General features: G+C 41.0%; 14 protein-coding genes. All 14 read right to left on the reverse strand.

Translation table 11 applies throughout. The features are described from left to right. Positions 1 to 25: 25 nt before the first annotated feature. The gene (locus tag EC328_RS06620) at positions 26 to 895 is read right to left on the reverse strand and encodes an LCP family protein (protein ID WP_240671459.1); all 870 of its coding nucleotides are present in this window, start codon (positions 893 to 895) and stop codon (positions 26 to 28) included. Beyond that, positions 896 to 2,065, reverse strand: a complete 1,170-nt coding sequence (gene nadD / locus EC328_RS11510; RefSeq protein WP_164906054.1) for a nicotinate-nucleotide adenylyltransferase — start codon at positions 2,063 to 2,065, stop codon at positions 896 to 898. 34 nt (positions 2,066 to 2,099) lie between these two features. Beyond that, a complete protein-coding gene (gene yhbY, locus EC328_RS06630) occupies positions 2,100 to 2,393 on the reverse strand; it encodes a ribosome assembly RNA-binding protein YhbY (RefSeq protein WP_128426066.1) in 294 nt (97 codons plus the stop codon). A gap of 15 nt (positions 2,394 to 2,408) precedes the next feature. Then, positions 2,409 to 3,680 carry a GTPase ObgE gene (gene obgE, locus EC328_RS06635; protein WP_128426067.1) on the reverse strand — a complete coding sequence of 424 codons (1,272 nt, stop codon included), beginning with the start codon at positions 3,678 to 3,680 and terminating at the stop codon, positions 2,409 to 2,411. 84 nt (positions 3,681 to 3,764) lie between these two features. Continuing rightward, a complete protein-coding gene (gene rpmA, locus EC328_RS06640; RefSeq protein ID WP_128426068.1) occupies positions 3,765 to 4,055 on the reverse strand; it encodes a 50S ribosomal protein L27 in 291 nt (96 codons plus the stop codon). Next, entirely contained in the window at positions 4,048 to 4,410 is a 363-nt protein-coding gene (locus EC328_RS06645; protein WP_128426069.1) for a ribosomal-processing cysteine protease Prp, read from the reverse strand. The genes rpmA and EC328_RS06645 overlap by 8 nt, the downstream gene beginning before the upstream one ends. Before the next feature lie 2 nt (positions 4,411 to 4,412). After that, entirely contained in the window at positions 4,413 to 4,724 is a 312-nt protein-coding gene (gene rplU, locus EC328_RS06650) for a 50S ribosomal protein L21 (protein ID WP_128426070.1), read from the reverse strand. 110 nt (positions 4,725 to 4,834) lie between these two features. Next, complete coding sequence (locus EC328_RS06655; protein ID WP_128426071.1) at positions 4,835 to 6,070, reverse strand: Rne/Rng family ribonuclease; 1,236 nt, start codon at positions 6,068 to 6,070, stop codon at positions 4,835 to 4,837. 15 nt (positions 6,071 to 6,085) lie between these two features. After that, on the reverse strand, positions 6,086 to 6,787 hold the full coding sequence (locus tag EC328_RS06660; protein ID WP_128426072.1) for a TIGR03936 family radical SAM-associated protein: 702 nt from the start codon (positions 6,785 to 6,787) through the stop codon (positions 6,086 to 6,088). Further along, positions 6,784 to 8,631 (reverse strand): TIGR03960 family B12-binding radical SAM protein, encoded by a 1,848-nt coding sequence (locus tag EC328_RS06665; protein ID WP_206363823.1) that lies wholly within the window; start codon positions 8,629 to 8,631, stop codon positions 6,784 to 6,786. The genes EC328_RS06660 and EC328_RS06665 overlap by 4 nt, the downstream gene beginning before the upstream one ends. Before the next feature lie 116 nt (positions 8,632 to 8,747). Further along, positions 8,748 to 9,029 (reverse strand): cell division topological specificity factor MinE, encoded by a 282-nt coding sequence (gene minE, locus EC328_RS06670; protein ID WP_206363824.1) that lies wholly within the window; start codon positions 9,027 to 9,029, stop codon positions 8,748 to 8,750. A 12-nt stretch (positions 9,030 to 9,041) separates the two neighbouring features. Then, on the reverse strand, positions 9,042 to 9,854 hold the full coding sequence (minD, locus tag EC328_RS06675; RefSeq protein ID WP_240671460.1) for a septum site-determining protein MinD: 813 nt from the start codon (positions 9,852 to 9,854) through the stop codon (positions 9,042 to 9,044). A gap of 15 nt (positions 9,855 to 9,869) precedes the next feature. Beyond that, on the reverse strand, positions 9,870 to 10,508 hold the full coding sequence (gene minC, locus EC328_RS06680; RefSeq protein ID WP_128426074.1) for a septum site-determining protein MinC: 639 nt from the start codon (positions 10,506 to 10,508) through the stop codon (positions 9,870 to 9,872). Positions 10,509 to 10,587: 79 nt separating this feature from the next. Further along, a complete protein-coding gene (locus EC328_RS06685; RefSeq protein ID WP_128426075.1) occupies positions 10,588 to 13,848 on the reverse strand; it encodes a penicillin-binding transpeptidase domain-containing protein in 3,261 nt (1,086 codons plus the stop codon). Between the last annotated feature and the right edge of the window lie 2 nt (positions 13,849 to 13,850).

Consider the following 13,850-nt stretch of genomic DNA (forward strand, 5'->3'; position numbering starts at 1 on the left):
CCACTCTCCTTTCATTAATAACAATCTATTGATTATTTGTTTCTATCATACTTTGTATGATCTCAGCCGTTTTCTCTTCAGAATGGATGTAGTAAGAAACCCCATCAATAGTCTTCGGAGAGCCGGGTAAAGTCTCGCTGATCAAATTGCTCAGGTCATATTTAAATATGGATATCCCGTATAATGCAAGCTTAGTCAGTGGAATGTCTGTGTTTACCCCACTATTGTATATTCCATATAGCCCCGGTATTTTTAGTACGATACCTGGCTTGGCCGATTGAGCTATCAATTCCTTCAGGAATGACTGCTGGGCTTCAATTCTTCCCAAATCAGCATTTTTATAGCCTTTTCTGTATCTTAAATACTGAAGGGCTTTGTCACCATCAAGAATCTGTTCTCCTGCCTTAAGATCGATTTTCAAAGGTGGATCTGCGACCGGATCGGAATAAGACATATCCATGGGGACGTTGAACCTGACTCCTCCAATCAAATCGACATATTCCGATACTACCTGATAGTCAACCACCACATAATGATCTATATCTATCCCAAGAAGATTCTCAACGGTTTTTACAGTCAATTCAGGCCCGCCATACGCGAAGCTGTGGTTGATCTTCTCTTTGTTTTTTCTACCTTCTATGGGTGTTCTCGTGTCCCGTGGTATGGACAAGATGGAAATTTCACCAGTCCCTCTGTCCACATTAAAGAGCATGATAGTATCTGACCTTACGCCTTTGCTCTCAGCAAAGCTCTTTGAGTCGATGCCCATCATTAAGAATGTCATGTTTTTGCTCGTGCCCTCTGTGATTAAGCCGACCGCAAAAAACAGTAGTGTAAATACCGTAAAAAATAACGCAAAATACTTAATAAAAAGCTTCATGTTTTGATTTTTCATCTATATCTCCAAATTTTTCTCCATAATCAGGTAATCTCTCGACTCAACCGTCGAACTGTGAACTTTTTTGCCAGCCCTGTTCAAATGCTCGATCGTACTCTCTAAAGCTGCTATCACAGCCTCATTAAGGTCTATCATTGATAGTTTCCGTATTTCATCCACTCCAGGGAAGCTCCTTCCTGGTTCGATAAAGTCTGCAAGATATATTACTTTATCCAATACTGTCATATCAGGACGCCCTGTAGTGTGGTACCTGATGGCATCCAGTATTTCAGTATCCCCTATTCCGATTTCCTTTTCAGAAATATATGCCCCAATAGCTCCATGTAATAAATCCGTACTTCCCAGAGTTTCATTGTCAAATATTATACCAGAATCATTTGCCATCATCAACATACTGGCGTGATCCATAGGCTTAGCCAAATCGTGCAGCAATGCTGCAATATAAGCCTTGTCACTGTCAGCACCATAGCGTACTGCAAGCTCTACCGCCTTTTTTGCAACTCCCATGGTATGACGAAATCTTTTTTCTCCAAGTCTTTCCCTGACGATACCCTCAATAGCAGTCAAATCAAACTCCAACTCGATGGATATACTCCTAACTTCTTCAACGATACTATCAGGGACCATGTATTTTATCGATTTTCTTAATCCGAGTCTCTTTCTTATCTCAGTCGATGATATATCCAGCATTGGACCTTTGCTTAAAACGAATGACAGACCAAACTCATCTCTTATGGATTTTATTTGTCTTTCCACCTCGAGCTTGTCTCCACCTCGATTATAGACAACAAATTTAACCCTGTCCTTAAGGAGCCATGGATCCTTCCAGGTGTTCAATTGGTACAATGTATCCGTCCCAATGATGTAAAAAAGACTTTCACCCGGGTATAATTTCTCAAGCTCAAATACTGTGTCTACAGTGTAGGTTTTCCCCTGTCTGTCCGCTTCTATAGACAAAACCTCAAAGGCTATATTATCGGCAACAGCTTTTTTGACCAGCTCGAATCTTGTTCTGGCAGGTGTTATCCTGTCAGGCTTGTGAGGGGGATCACCGGTTGGGATAAATAGAATTTTTGACAACCCAAACTCCTCCCTGATATATTCACTTATCAATAGATGCCCGATGTGGATAGGATCAAATGTTCCTCCCATTACCCCTATGGCCATTTAAACCCTCCTCCCCCTATTGGGAGCTAAATTATTATCTGGGAAGAATAATTTCAGGTTTGTCCTCTGATTGTCTGTAGAGAACAAACTTTCTTCCTATACTCTGAACAAATTCTGCATTCAACTCCTCAGACAGCTGTGAAGCTACCTCTGAAGGATCAAGCGTTGAATTTTTCAATACGTTTATTTTAACTATCTCTCTTGCCTTTAATGCATCATCCACTTGTCGAATGAAATTTTCCGTCAATCCATTCTTACCCAACTGAAATATCGGGTCTATGGTATTGGCTATGCCTTTCAGGTAGCTTCTTTGTTTTCCTGTTATCATTGCTTCACTCCTCGTTTATTCATAAAATTCGAACTCATAACCACAAATGAAGACCGATTCTCCTTCGGTTATGCCAAGAGCTTTAAGCTCATCTACTATTCCCTTTTTCCTCAGCATCTCTTGGAAGTATTTGAGAGACTCATTATCGTCCATATAAGTCGACTGAAGCAGCCTTTCCATAAAGCCTCCCTCAACAATATAGTCTCCCTCTTCCTTACGGACAATTATTTCATCATTTATATCTTCATATTCTTCCTCAAGCAACTCATCATATGTCTCATAAACGATCTCCGTTTTTTCAAGAAGATCCCAAATTGAGTAAAGAAGTTCTCTTATCCCAGATTGGGACGCAGCAGATATCTCGTGTACTTCTATCCCCTTAGGTTCAAACTCCTCTTTGATCTTGACTATCCAATCCTTTGCACCTGGAATATCAGTCTTATTTGCTGCAATGATTTGAGGCTTGTCCATGAGTTTCTCATTGTATTGAGAAAGCTCCTGGTTAATCTTATAAAAATCATCTATAGGATCTCTACCCTCACTTCCGGAAGCATCCAAAACATGAACAAGCACCCTTGTCCTTTCTATGTGCCTTAGAAAATCATGACCAAGTCCCGCACCCTTTGAAGCTCCTTCAATCAAGCCGGGTATATCTGCAATCACAAAGCTCTTTTCATCAGCGATCCTTACTACGCCAAGATTGGGCTTCAGGGTTGTAAAGTGATAATTTGCAATCTTAGGCCTTGCTGCAGATACTATAGAAAGAAGCGTAGATTTACCCACATTAGGGAACCCAATAAGCCCGACATCAGCTAACAGCTTCAGTTCCAGAATTATATGTCTTTCCTGCCCTTTCCTGCCTGCTTCAGCAAAACCCGGTGCTTGTCTTGTAGCTGTGGCAAATCTGGCATTGCCTCTTCCACCCTTACCACCTTTTGCAATCACAAACTCCTGCCCTGGATATTTAAGGTCCACTATTACCTTCCCGGTCTCTTCATCCTTAATAAGTGTTCCAACGGGTACTTTAAGGATTATGTCCTCACCATCTGCTCCGAATTGCTTTTTTGCCCGCCCATCTTCTCCATTTTGTCCTGTGTATGACCTCTTATATCTGAAGTCCATGAGCGTCCTGATACCTTCATCGGCATGAAGGATGATTGAGCCCCCTTTACCTCCGTCTCCACCGTATGGCCCACCAGCAGGCTCATATTTCTCTCTTCTCCAGGCGACAACTCCGTTGCCCCCTTTTCCAGCCTTAACAAATATTTTAGCTACATCAATAAACATCGTCATCATCCTCATTCAACATAGTTTTCCATTACAAACTTATACTCGCAAAAAATAAAGCTTACCTGACGGTAAGCTCAATTTCTATGCTAATTCTTCTTTAGGATAGACGCTGACTTGTTTTTTGTCGCGGCCTTTTCTTTCAAACTTGACAACTCCGTCGACGGTTGCGAAGAGAGTATCATCTCCACCTATACCGACATTATTGCCGGGATGGATTTTGGTTCCTCTCTGTCTGACCAGGATATTTCCCGCTAGGACAAATTGCCCGTCTCCTCTTTTTACGCCAAGTCTTTTAGATTCACTATCTCTACCGTTTTTAGAACTACCTACTCCCTTTTTGGAAGCAAACAGCTGTAAATTCAATTTAAACACGAGTTCCACCTCCCCTATATTCGATGGTGATATATTTAGGGTAACTTTCTTTTATGGTTTCCAAGCCTATTGCCAGAGTATTCAAAACTACTTGAACATCTCTATTGGTCGGTTCTTCAATAACCTTTTTGTCTACCAGCACCTTCATATAGCCCTTTTCATCGTCTATATCGATCTGAAGCTGATGTAAGCTAACTCCAGCAACCTCGGTGAGGCTGTTTAGTGCAGTATAACTCAGTATGGATACGGCAGCGCATATTATGTCTTCACCGTGTGGAGCATAATCTGCATGTCCGTTGATTTCAAATCCAATTCTTTGGTTAAAGGGTCCATTGAAAATACTTGCCTTGATCATAATTAGCCTATGATCGTGTCGATTTGAACCTTAGTAAAAGGTTGGCGATGTCCTTGCTTCTTTCTGATGTTTTTCTTAGCCTTATACTTGTAGACAATGATCTTCTTTGCTTTCCCCTGACCAAGAACTGTTCCTTCAACTTTGGCTCCGTCTACATACGGTTTTCCGGGAACCAAACCAGCATCTCCTGACACCAATAGTACTCTGTCAAAGCTTACTGCCTGACCTTCGTCAGCATTCAACTTTTCTACATAAACTATATCGCCTTCTTGAACCTTGTATTGTTTTCCGCCTGTTTCAATAATCGCGTACATTACTTGCTGCACCTCCTCTAACCTAGTCTCGCCAATGTCAGGTGACTATGCTTTGAACCCACATTGAGCGGCTTTACACCTGAATAGTTTAACAGATACCGAAAACTATGTCAAGCTTCATTTTTCCTTATTTTCCCCTTACCTCCGCAGGTAGGGCAAGTTATTGAAACCTTGTTGTCCAGTGTTGGTCGATTCTTCTTTCTAACCACCTCAACAAGTCCCAGCTTTGTTACATCCACTACAATCGGTTTATTTCTGTCACCCTTGAATGCAGAGATTAACTTCTCTACAACTATCTCCATATCAGAGTGACTCTTCATATCTATGAAATCCACTATTATTATACCACCAATATCACGAAGTCTCAACTGACGCGCTATTTCAGCCGCTGCCTCGATATTTGTTCTTAAAACTGTGTCCTCGAGAGTAAAATTCCCCACATACTTACCTGTGTTTACATCGATTGCAGTGAGAGCCTCAGTCTCATCGATTACGATAAAGCCACCACTCTTAAGCTGTACTCTTCTTGCCAGAGCTTCCTTCATGTCGATTTGAATGTTCATATTGTAATCCATATTAAAATCAGGATCAAATATTATCTTTCCCTCCATATCATATTGTGAAAGATCTTTGTTGTTATATAGCTTATTTTGGATACTCCTGTCATTGACAACTATTTCAGTATTTGGGTACTTGTAATAATCCCGGATTATCTGTGACAGCAGGTCCAGCTCGCTATATATGAGCTTTGGAGTTGGGAGATAGTTCTTCTCCTGCTCAATAATTTTATAAAGTTTATATAGTTGCTCATATTCACCCTTTAAAAGCTCGGCTTCAGTATTCTCGGATACGGTCCTGAATATCATTCCCATGTCATCCTTCACAATCATCTTCCCAAGCTCCTTTAGTCTTGAGCTTTCGCTAATGTCTTTTATTTTGTTTGAAATATTTACCCTCGATGAGAAAGGAGTAAGTACCATGTATCTTCCAGGAATACTAATATGTCTTGTTACCTTAGGGCCTTTGTTTCCAAGAGGCTCCTTGATCACCTGAACGATTATATCTTCGCCTCTGGTTATAATATCGTCGATAGAAGGCTTATCCTTTAGACCTAAATGATCTTTCTCAAGTGCATCCTTGATATGCAGATATGCATTCTTTCCTATGCCAATATCAACGAATGCTGCCTCCATTCCCTGTAGAACATTTTCAACCCTTCCCCTGTAGACATTCCCTAGTATCCCCTGACTTTGCATGTCGTCTTTAAAGTACTCTACAAGCCTGCCGTCCTCTACTATGCATATTCTTAGGGATCCATCGGAGGTATCGATGTAAATGACGTTCATTTCCTCACTTCCTGACTAAATTGGTTTTTCTATCTTACCATCCTTTTCGACGAAAGCATCAAGTCTTTTTATTTGAGTCATTTCAAGGTCAATTCCAAGACTGAGATGCGTTTCCAGTGCCTCTGCCAAATCAGAAGGTTTCAAATTGCCCTCTTCACCAGTTTTAAGCAAAGCACCCAATACAGCAAAGCCATCCTGGTCAAAATCTTTGAATTGAAGGTTCCCAATAAGCGGTTTTATGTCCACCCGGACTGATATTTTATTTTTCCCCCTTTTTTTCTTTTTATCGATGAATACGGAATCTAAATCATCCCAACCTTTGAGTTTATCTGCTAAAGTAGTCCTGTCTGCTTCATTTTTTACCCAAAGTCGGATCTCATAGTGTGACCACCTTATAAGTGATGTAAGTGATGCTGTGCCTTCACTCACTACCGCCTCTGTCACTTTTATACCTTCAGGTAAAACTGTGTTAAGACTTACCATTACCTTCTCAGGTCTAATATCTTCTGCAAACTCTATCTCCATATATTCAGCAGTACTTTCTATTCCCAGTGACAATGGGTTTCCAATTGAGAATTTTGGGTGCGGGTTAAAGCCTTCAGTGAATTTTACAGGAATACCCGACCTCGAGAAAGATCTGGTAAAAAGCCTTACCAGGTCAAGGTGTGACAGAAATTTTAGGTAACCTGTCTTTGTGAATCTTACGCGGATTATCAATTAAACACCCCCCACATTGCACAATCAGATATTCCACAGCCCGTACAACCTAGTCTGCAGTCTCTGGTTGTGTCTCCTTCCAAAGCCTTTTTATACTCCCTTAAGAGGTAGCTCTTGGAAGGTCCCGGACTTATGAAATCCCAAGGGAAAATCTCATCGAGGCTTCTTTGTCTGTTAGCATAGAAGCTCCCGTCAATGCCTGCAGCTTCGAATGCAGCTAACCATATATCGTACTTAAGGTGCTCTGACCATCCGTCAAATCTGCAGCCATTCTCCCAGGCTTTAAGAATAGCATTGCTGACTTTTCTGTCTCCCCTTGCCACTACAGCCTCAAGATATGAGGTTTTTGGATCATGGTAATTAAAAGTTACCTTATTGTCTCTTATGCTATCCTTTACCAGTTTTATCCTGGATCTGAACTCCTCTTCTGTTGCCTGCCCATGCCACTGAAATGGTGTAAACGGCTTTGGCACAAAGCAAGATGCACTGGCTGTCACCTGGAAATTACCAATCCGCTCTTCCTTTGGTCGATTGAAGAAAAGGTCCTTTACCAAATATGTAAGCCTCTTTATCCCCATTACATCCTCATCGGTTTCTGTTGGAAGTCCTATCATAAAATATAGCTTTACTCTTGACCAGCCCTCTTTAAATGCCATAGTGACTGCAGTCTCAAGATCTTCTTCACTTACTCCCTTGTTTATTACATCTCTAAGCCTTTGGCTTCCTGCTTCAGGAGCAAACGTAAGCCCAGATTTCCTTACCTTTTCTATCTCCTTCAATACTTCCATGCTAACGGAGTTTAACCGAAGTGAAGGCAAAGACACTCCTACCTTCTTATCTGAGTGCTTCTCAAGCAGACTTGAAACAAGCATTTGCAGTTGAGAATAATCGCAGGAGCTGAGCGAGGAAAGCGATATGGTTTCGTAGCCAGTTGACTCTACAAGCTTTTCTGATAGTTCCAATAAACGATCAACGGATTTTTCACGAATCGGTCTGTAAATCATTCCCGCCTGGCAGAATCTGCAGCCATGCGTACACCCTCTGAAGATCTCCATTGATATCCTGTCATGAACTGTTTCCAGATATGGAACTATCATGCTTTCCGGTGAAAACATAGTGTCCAGGTCTCTTATCATCCGCTTTTCTATGATTTCCGGAATATCGTCTATCAGCTTCATTCTTCCGCGTACTGTACCATCGTCATTATATATCTCTGTGTAGAGTGAAGGTACGTAAACACCCTCGATCCTTCTTGCAGCATCAACGAGGAATGCTTTTCTTCCAAAGCCTTCTTTTTTATGCTCTTTATACAAATCCAATAGTTCCAGAGTTACTTCTTCTCCTTCTCCAATCACAAATATATCTATGAACTGCCAAAGAGGTTCTGGATTGTACGCACAAGGACCACCTGCTACGACTATAGTATCGCCTTCCTTCCTATCTCTTGAGAGTATAGGAATACCGGAAAGATCCAGTATATTGAGTATGTTTGTGTAGCTCATCTCATATTGAAGAGTAAATCCCAGAAAATCAAAGTTTCTTACCTCCTCCTTGCTTTCCAGAGTAAAAAGAGGCAGTTTTTCTGACCTCATTTGCTCTTCCATATCGACCCATGGTGCAAATACTCTCTCACAAACCATATCAGCTTCTTTGTTTATGAGGTTGTAAAGTATGTGCATGCCAAGATGTGACATACCCACCTCGTAGACATCCGGGAAGGAGAAAACAAACTTCACAGCCGCTTTGCTCAGGTCTTTTTTTATTGAATTTTGTTCCATACCAATATACCTGGCAGGCTTCTCCACCTTCATTAAAACTTTATCCAGCTTATATTTATCTATCATCTGATTCACCTTTCATCAATTCTTCAATATAATATTACCATTGCTTAAGTATATATCAAAGACATTCCTATTCACCTTCCCGCATAAAAAGCTCTAACCAAGGTTAGAGCTTTTTTCTACTTCTTTTTCTCCTTAACTTTCACTATCGGGATGTTTGCCACCAACGCTGATACAGGTGATGAATTCCCATCCTTTTTCATTTTGGTCATCTTTATATCGATCTCAGCCTCATCTATTTCAGCATACTGGGAAATAACTTTGACTATATCAGTCTTTATCATTTCCAGAAATCTAGGAGACAAATCGGCTCGGTCATGTACCAACACAAGCTTTAGTCTTTCTTTAGCGACATTTTTGCTTTTTTCCTGTTTTTTGGTAAACATTTTGAAAAAATCCAAGCCAATCCCCCCTTATTTACCGAATATAAGTTTAAGTACCTTACTGAACTTGCTTTCGTCGTTTGCTTCCAGGTTCAGCAGTTCTACCTCTTCACCAGTGATCCTTCTTACAATGTTCCTGTAAGCTTTCCCTGAAATGGCTTTATCATCCATAACGACCGGTTCGCCCTTGTTGGTGGATATTACTATCGATTCATCATCTGGAACTATTCCTAAAAGATCTATGGCAAGAATATCCAATATATCGTCGATGCTCATCATGTCTCCACGTTTTACCATGTCGGTCCTTATCCTGTTAATTATAAGGGTTGGATCGTGAAGCTCCTTTGCTTCCAGTATCCCGATTACCCTATCCGCATCTCTTACTGCTGATATTTCGGGAGTTGTTACTATTACTGCTCTGTCAGCACCAGCTATAGAGTATTGGAAGCCTTGCTCAATTCCGGCTGGAGAATCTATAATTATATAATCATAATTCTTCTTAAGCTCGTTAACAAGCTCAACCATTTGCTCCGGCTTTACTGCAGTCTTGTCCTTAGTTTGTGCTGCCGGCAGCAGGAACAGTTTTTCATGTCTCTTGTCCTTTATCAACGCTTGCTTTAGTCTGCAGTTCTTCTCAACAACATCCACGATATCGTAAACTATCCTGTTTTCAAGCCCCATTACTACGTCGAGATTTCTAAGCCCAATATCAGCATCAAGAACTACTACTGAATAGCCCAACATTGCCAAACCTGTACCTAAGTTGGCACTGGTAGTTGTTTTCCCAACGCCTCCTTTCCCGGAAGTTACAACAATTGCTGTACCCATTTTTTCGTTGTCCATTTATTTTCCTCCCTTTTATTTGTTTGGCAAGTAAGGCTCTATTACCACCTCACCATCAACAATCCTTGCAATCTCAGGATACTTATACTGAGTGTCATCCTCAGGTGGTCTTACTATAAGATCTGCTATTCTCAGCTGAGTAGGAAGTAAGCTGTATGCGGCTACGACAGCCTTAGTGTTTCCGCCTACACCTGCATGTGCCAGCCCTTTAAGCGATCCAAGAACAACTATATTCCCCTTAGCTTTAAGTTGCGCTCCAGGATTGACGTCTCCTATTACTACTATATTACCGTTGAAGGCAATCTCCTGTCCTGATCGAAGAGTTCCATGAACAAATTTTGAGAGACCCTCCTCTGCTTCAAATACATTTATCTTCGCAGGCTCCGTTTTTTCTTCCTCAGCTACAGGCACTGAAATGCCGGGAATGTCTACTTTGAAATCATATTTGTACTTTAAAATAAGCATAAGCTCCAGCCTGTTTTCCGGAGAAAGTTCATCTCCTCTTACCTCAATCAGCTTTCCACCCTTGAAAAATTCACCAGCTTTCATGATCTTTTCATGAATCGCTGTAGTCAAGGATTCAAGATCATTTCCTCTTACTTCAATATACATTCCGTCTGCCATTCCCTTGATTGTAACTAGATCGTTCTTCATTGGTTACCTCCGTCAAAACATCCTTGTCACTATTTTACTAGTTATTGATTAAAAAATCTATAGCTGCAGCAATTATGTTTCAGTCAAGTATTAGTTCTCCTTCGATAGGCAATGAGGTCTGGACCTCAGGTGTATTCAGTCCCAAATACTGAGCTATGATATCCCTTACCATCGGAGCAGCGTAGCCACCACTTCCGCCCTGGAAAATGACTGTAGCCACTGCTATTTCAGGCTCATCGAACGGTGCAAACCCCACAAACCACGCAAAGTCATCATAGGTATCACCTGTGGAAGGATTTATTCCACTTCTTTCGGCAGTTCCTGTTTTTACACCAACTTCTATTGGAAAACCTGAGAACACTCTTCTTGCAGTACCATCCTCAGCAACCATTTGCATACCTTTTTTTACATGGTCAAGATTTTCATAGTTGTTAAGCTCTATGAGTGAACCCTCAGCTCTGTGTTCATAAAGTACAGCAGAGTTGCTATAATCTCTAATGGATTCAATAAGCGTTACCTTATTTAGATAACCTCCATTTGCTATTGTAGCAATATAGTTTGCCATTTGGATAGGCGTGTATGCACTCTGGCCCTGGCCTATAGTTACATTCAAGGTATCAGCTATGTTCCACCCAGCCTGATTTAAGTAGGTGTACTTTATTTTATCTGCGAGTCCTTCTCGTTCGCCTGGCAATCTTAGCTCAGGCTCTATGCCCATCTCAGTCAGTCTTCTGACAACCTCTCCTCTGGTCATGGGAGTTTCCATATCTGTCCAGGAAATTATTTCATTTATAACTGTATCGATGTCCTCCGCAGTCAAATCTTTGTCTTCCATTATATAGCCAGAAATCGTTCTTTGCAGCATTTGCTTTAACAAGTACTTCGTAGTTATAATTTTTCTCTGTGGGTCAGGTACTCCTCCTGAAACCTCTGCAGGAACATTGATCTCTACTCCGGTTTTATCATTCAAACCAAGCTTCTTGGATGTTTCTACAATATCTTCTATCTCAAGCTTTACTCCGATATTTTGGCCGGTTCGTTGATTTCTTCCCAATGCCAGAGTGTAGAAATAATAGTTGCAGGAGTCCCTTAATGCCTCATAAAAGTTTTCATACCCATGAGTTCCTCCGGTTGATGTGTAAATAAGGCAATGGAAGTTTTTATTTCCTACTGTAACATATCCCATATCTCTTATTCTAAGGAGTGGGTTTAAACCCTTCTCCAACGCTGCCAATCCTGTTACCATTTTGAATGTTGATCCAGGTTGAATTGCTGTCTGGGTCGCAATATTATAAAGAGGCCTTGGTGCAAGTGGATCTTCTGTATCTTCGGGGAATAGACTCAACCAGTCAGGATTGCTTATACCTGTAGAAAACAGATTTGGATCGTAAGCAGGGTAGCTGGCCATAGCTAAGGTTTCTCCGGTTTTTACATCTATTACTACAACTGCACCTGAAGTAGCATTGATGTAAGGCCTGTTCTTTCTTCTTTGGATCCCGAATGTATAATTTCCCCATTTGCTCTCGTAAGTTCCGCCTTTACTCAACTGATCAAGGGTCTTTTTAAGAGCCTCTTCGGCCACCTGCTGAAGCTTGAGATCAAGTGTCAAATATAGAGTATTCCCAGGTATAGGCTTGATCTCCTCCAAGACATTGGTGGTATTTCCAATTACGTCAACCTCTACTTTTTTGACGCCGCTCTGTCCTCGCAGATGCAGTTCAAAGCTTTCTTCAATACCTGTTTTGCCAATCAGAGTGCCTGGAGAATAGCCTTCGTTTCTAATATACTTCTCTATCTCATTAGGCTGACTGATTTTCCCAATATAACCCAATACGTGTGCAGCAGTAGAACCCTCCGGGTAAAATCGGACAGGTTCTATGGAAACCTTGATACCAGGAGCTTGCGAAAGTTCTTCCTCAATTTTAGCTACTGTAGAATCCTTGATTCCATAAGCTACGTTTATAGGTTGATAAGCAAGGTATCCTTGAATGGTCAACTGATTTAACAACCCCAGTACTGCGATGGTCTCATATTTGCTAAGGTTCTCCGGGATATTGTTCTTTTGTTTGAGCTCCTTAAATATATCCTCGAGTTCCGAAGTTCGATCTGCGCGAACTCCAGAATACCAATTGTTCAAATTATTTATATGGACGTATTCGATCTCGCCACTCACTGATATTCTTGGATTAACTCCATCTGATATCAGTTTTGCTTGGGCTTGGTATATTATTTTAGGATCTGTTATGAACTTCTCGAGTACTCCGCTTTCTGCTGCCTCGTTTATGAGAACCCGGACTGGCTGAGGAGATATGATGGAACTCTCACCTGAAATGCTTAAGAGGACGTCCTCGCGATCTTCATTAATTTGCAGGTTTACAGCTGAATCTATGCCCTCAGCCTTAAGCATATCTATCAGTATCTGTGCGGGGACCAACCTTTCACCGGTTTCATCACCTGTTGTTATGATTTTTTGGAGAAATGACTCGAGTGATACCTCAGTGAATAAATTGATGAAGTCTTGTTTTGCAGTTGTATTCATCGTCACAAATGGAAATTGCTTCATAAGTGCTATTTTTTGATTTAAATAATCAGTTTGAAATGACAACGAGTATGGCTTTAGAATAACTCCGGATTCTAAGCCTTTCTCCTCCAATAATCCAAAAGCAAGCTCTCTGGCTATTGGGTGGTCGATCATCTTCCTTACCAGAGTTCTGTCACTTTCAAGAATCTGCACAACCTTGACAATAGAACCATCATCCGGCGAATCGTAGCTTAGACCTTCTGTCGATATTCCTCTGTCTGCAATTGCATCAAGACCTCTCTTATACATGCTGAGTTGAAAATGCTCCTGATAAGGCTTCTGTAGCTGCTTTCCCATAAGTTCAATCAAAAGACCGTTTTCTATCAAAGCAGTTATAACTGTATCCTCTGGCGAAAGCTCATTTGCCATATAAAGGTCGATGCTGCTATATTCGAAAATATTCAATTGAATTGGATAATCATTGTTATAGGGAACCCCATCTTCCTCCAAAAAACGGACTAACCTTATAAGATAGCTGTTTCTAAGCTCCTTGTCCTTTATGTTAAGCTCATCCTTAAGTAGCTGTACTGTAAAGCTGGGAATATTACCGGCTAAAAGTCTGCCATATCTATCCCTTATTTCTCCTCTTGGAGCTGTAGTGAATACCTCCTTGACTCTCTTATTATCACTCAAGTCGCGGTAGTAATCTCCTTGAGCAAGTGTCAATGTAGCGAGCTTAAAAATTAAAGCCAGCATTATAAGAACAAGCAGGGCTATCATTAAATTATATCGGTTGAATATTTTTTCACTAAGCTTCATTT

Source organism: Gudongella oleilytica (assembly GCF_004101785.1).
Lineage (GTDB): Bacteria > Bacillota > Clostridia > Tissierellales > Tissierellaceae > Gudongella > Gudongella oleilytica.

Bases quoted from the DNA above. Each gene is read 5' to 3' on its own strand.
- EC328_RS06620 (WP_240671459.1), bottom strand. From the start codon at position 895: ATGAAAAATCAAAACATGAAGCTTTTTATTAAGTATTTTGCGTTATTT.
- nadD (WP_164906054.1), bottom strand. From the start codon at position 2,065: ATGGCCATAGGGGTAATGGGAGGAACATTTGATCCTATCCACATCGGG.
- yhbY (WP_128426066.1), bottom strand. From the start codon at position 2,393: ATGATAACAGGAAAACAAAGAAGCTACCTGAAAGGCATAGCCAATACC.
- obgE (WP_128426067.1), bottom strand. From the start codon at position 3,680: ATGTTTATTGATGTAGCTAAAATATTTGTTAAGGCTGGAAAAGGGGGC.
- EC328_RS06645 (WP_128426069.1), bottom strand. From the start codon at position 4,410: ATGATCAAGGCAAGTATTTTCAATGGACCCTTTAACCAAAGAATTGGA.
- rplU (WP_128426070.1), bottom strand. From the start codon at position 4,724: ATGTACGCGATTATTGAAACAGGCGGAAAACAATACAAGGTTCAAGAA.
- EC328_RS06655 (WP_128426071.1), bottom strand. From the start codon at position 6,070: ATGAACGTCATTTACATCGATACCTCCGATGGATCCCTAAGAATATGC.
- EC328_RS06665 (WP_206363823.1), bottom strand. From the start codon at position 8,631: ATGATAGATAAATATAAGCTGGATAAAGTTTTAATGAAGGTGGAGAAG.
- minD (WP_240671460.1), bottom strand. From the start codon at position 9,854: ATGGACAACGAAAAAATGGGTACAGCAATTGTTGTAACTTCCGGGAAA.
- minC (WP_128426074.1), bottom strand. From the start codon at position 10,508: ATGAAGAACGATCTAGTTACAATCAAGGGAATGGCAGACGGAATGTAT.
- EC328_RS06685 (WP_128426075.1), bottom strand. From the start codon at position 13,848: ATGAAGCTTAGTGAAAAAATATTCAACCGATATAATTTAATGATAGCC.